The organism is Desulfobaccales bacterium (assembly GCA_041648175.1).
In the GTDB taxonomy this organism is placed as follows: Bacteria; Desulfobacterota; Desulfobaccia; order Desulfobaccales; family 0-14-0-80-60-11; genus 0-14-0-80-60-11.
This window is the reverse complement of record JBAZPO010000071.1, coordinates 1-2,947: the sequence shown is the minus strand read 5'-3', so window position 1 is coordinate 2,947 and position 2,947 is coordinate 1. Positions and strand designations below refer to the sequence as shown.

Sequence of the window (2,947 nt, the reverse complement as noted above, 5' to 3'; positions counted from 1 at the left end):
CGCGCGAAACTGATGTAGGAGCCCTCTCCACCGTTCTAACGCGAGCTTTGCCCGATTCGGTCAAGCAGCAGTCTTCTCCATGCATCGAGCAGGCGGAAGTGCCTGAATGCAAGCATTCCATCTGCATGGACAGGGTCATTCCTGAGATCAGGCACAATGCGAAGCTAGTTGACATGAAAATGAAGAGCCATAATGATAAAAATGTTTGCCACAATCTCATTTATCCTCCTTCTCATCTTTAACTTAAATGCCACTTCTACTTTCGGCTTTGATCTGTTGATTCAGGCTTTTTTAACTACTATCCGCCAAACTTCACCAGATATGGCCTTCAGATCCAGGATCTCATGACCCTCACTACGCAGGCTCTTGGAGACGTTTGCCGTTGCGGCGGAGTCGTCCAGCAGGATGATCAGATCCCGTCCGCTGTCCAGCTCCTCCAGTCTTAGTTTGGTCTTGACAAAGGTGTATGGGCAGACCTCGCCCCTCAGATCAAGCTCCTCGGTCACAGCCCGCACTCCTCCAGCCTATTTTCCATGTAGTTCTTTTGCTCGATCCTGGTGATATCGGGTCGGTCTCCACAGACGGCGCAATTCATCCTTTTCTCAGCCGCCGCTTCAAAAAAACTCATATCCAGGGCATTGAAGCACAGCAATCTACCCGCCAGCAGCTCGCCGATTCCCAGGATGTACTTCAGAACCTCTGAGGCCTGGATGGTACCGATGATGCCGGGCAGCACGCCGAAGACGCCTGCCTCCTGGCAGCTTGGAATCAGTCCCGGCGGTGGGGGCTTTTTGAATATGCAGCGGTAGCATGGACCTTTTTGCGGAATTGTAGTAGTAACATACCCTTCATAACGGAGGATGCTGCCGTGAGAACAGGGTTTCTTCTCCAAAACGCAGGCGTCGTTTATCAGATAATGAGTGGGGAAGTTATCGCTTCCATCGACCACGAAATCATACTCCTGGACGATGTTTCCGGCGTTGTCAGCGCCGAAACGCTCCTGGTAGGTTATGACATCCACATCGCTGTTGAGGCTTCGAACGAAGTTCTCTGCAGATTTCGCTTTGGAGAGGCCGATATTGCCGCCATGGATGATCTGGCGCTGCAAATTGCTTACTTCTACGATATCGTTGTCAACAATCCCCAGGGTTCCCACGCCTGCTGCCGCCAGGTAAGCTATGGCCGAAGATCCGAGACCGCCCGCTCCCAGGACCAGCACCTTTGAAGCCAGCAGCTTCTTCTGGCCCTTGCCTCCTACCTCGGGCAGTATTATTTGACGCGAGTAGCGTCTTATCTGCTCATCTGTGAAAGATCCAGACACAATTATCCTGCTCCACATCTCCTCATTGCGGCAATACCGCAGCCTTGAACTCGTCCATGCCGACGCGGCGAATCATTTCGCCTAGCCGCTCTCTTTTATTGCCATGCTGCAGGTAGAAGTCCAGGCAGCGCTCAATTATTCTCATGCCCTGCTCCTCGTCCACAAAGTCGGCGATCTTCTTTCCCTGCGTTGGGTGTCTGCCATTCTTTCCTCCGACATAGACGGCATATCCCATTCTTTTGGTCTTCCAGGCATCCGTAGGGCAGCTCTGCAGGCAGTCGGCGCAGAGCACGCACCGGGTCTCATCGAGCTGCGGCTTTCCATCCTGCAGGACAAGGGCTTTTTCCCTGCAAATGTCCACGCATAGTCCGCAGCCCATGCAGGCATCCTCCTCCAGCTTTGGCTCTGCGTTCCCGCAAAAGCCGATCTCGTTTTCCATGGGCCGAGAGCAGGCATTGGGGCAAGCGGAGACGGTGGCTTTGAATTTGTGGGGGAGCTGCAGGCCGCCGAATTTCCAGTCGATCTGCCGGGCAAAGCTCTGGCTGTCCGCTAATGCTCTCCGGCAGACGGGCAGGCCGGGGCAGGCAGTCACTGTGCGAAAGCGGGGGCCGCAGGGGCCGAGGGTGAGACCCGCACCGGCAAGCTCCTTTCGGGCGGCTTCGATCTCTTTGAACTTTATCCAGGGAATCTCGATCCCCTGCCTGGCGGTGAGGCGAACTTCGCCTCGACCGTACCTCTTGGCTACCTGGGCAATCTTGGGAAGCAAGTCGGCAAGGATGGAGCCGCCGGGCAATCGCAAGCGTATGGCGTAGAAATCTTCGTCCTTCTGCATGATGATGCCGCCGGACTTCAGGGCGGCGTAGTCTATGCTTGGTGTGGGCGCAGTCATCTGGAGCCTCTGCTGGGATGAACGGGTGGGAGTGTGGTAATGAAGGTTTGGATTGCGGCAAGGACGAACTGCAAAGACTTACTTCTTCTACACGACCTGCCCGAAGTGCGCCAAAGTCTATGGAAAGAACTACGTGGTTATCCTGGCAGAGGTATGAAACGCGCCGTTAATGATGACAAAAGAAGTCACAAAGAGCCGCATTCCAACAAGATGGGGCCAAGATGCCAAATGAGATCCTAGCTCCATTAGCTCAAGCTCGTAACCAGTACATGATGATTATTACTCCTACCAGAGCGATTGTGCCGCCTATCAAATCGAACCTATCAGGTGCTATCCGATCTATCTGCCAGCCCCAGAAGATTGAAAGAACTATGAATATGCCACCGTAGGCTGCATAGACCCGACCGAAGCTTGCCGGCTGAAAAGTTGGGATGATCCCGTAGAGAACCAGAATTGCCGCACCGAGCAGGGCAAATGCCAATCCTCTCCCTTCCCTTATGCAAAGCCAAATCAAGTATCCTCCGCCAATCTCGCATAATCCGGCGAGGAGGAAGAAGAACAGGGACCGCGCTATCTCCATTGTCTGCAGCATAGCAGTAACCTCCGCTTATAGCGCATCATAATGATGTCTTCCTTTGTGAACCTTTTCGATGGCCCTGGTGTAGAATACCTCCTCCTTCGTCAGATCCCTGGCAAGGTATCCCATCTCCCGCAGCGCCGACAGGAAAGTCAGGGCG

General features: G+C 54.0%; 5 protein-coding genes. 1 reads left to right on the top strand and 4 read right to left on the bottom strand.

Features of this window, described 5'->3' with window-relative positions:
- A partial coding sequence (locus WC600_19135) for a hypothetical protein (protein ID MFA4904842.1) occupies positions 1-242 on the top strand: 242 nt, incomplete at its 5' end.
- A 39-nt stretch (positions 243-281) separates the two neighbouring features.
- Here the strand turns inward: WC600_19135 and WC600_19130 are convergent.
- From WC600_19130 to WC600_19115, 4 genes are all read right to left on the bottom strand, one after another.
- Positions 282-506, bottom strand: a complete 225-nt coding sequence (locus WC600_19130) for a sulfurtransferase TusA family protein (protein ID MFA4904841.1) — start codon at positions 504-506, stop codon at positions 282-284.
- The gene (gene moeB, locus WC600_19125; GenBank protein MFA4904840.1) at positions 503-1,321 is read right to left on the bottom strand and encodes a molybdopterin-synthase adenylyltransferase MoeB; all 819 of its coding nucleotides are present in this window, start codon (positions 1,319-1,321) and stop codon (positions 503-505) included. The genes WC600_19130 and moeB overlap by 4 nt, the downstream gene beginning before the upstream one ends.
- A 22-nt stretch (positions 1,322-1,343) precedes the next feature.
- The gene (locus tag WC600_19120) at positions 1,344-2,210 is read right to left on the bottom strand and encodes a 4Fe-4S dicluster domain-containing protein (GenBank protein ID MFA4904839.1); all 867 of its coding nucleotides are present in this window, start codon (positions 2,208-2,210) and stop codon (positions 1,344-1,346) included.
- 250 nt (positions 2,211-2,460) lie between these two features.
- Positions 2,461-2,802 (bottom strand): YnfA family protein, encoded by a 342-nt coding sequence (locus WC600_19115; protein MFA4904838.1) that lies wholly within the window; start codon positions 2,800-2,802, stop codon positions 2,461-2,463.
- Positions 2,803-2,947: the final 145 nt, after the last annotated feature.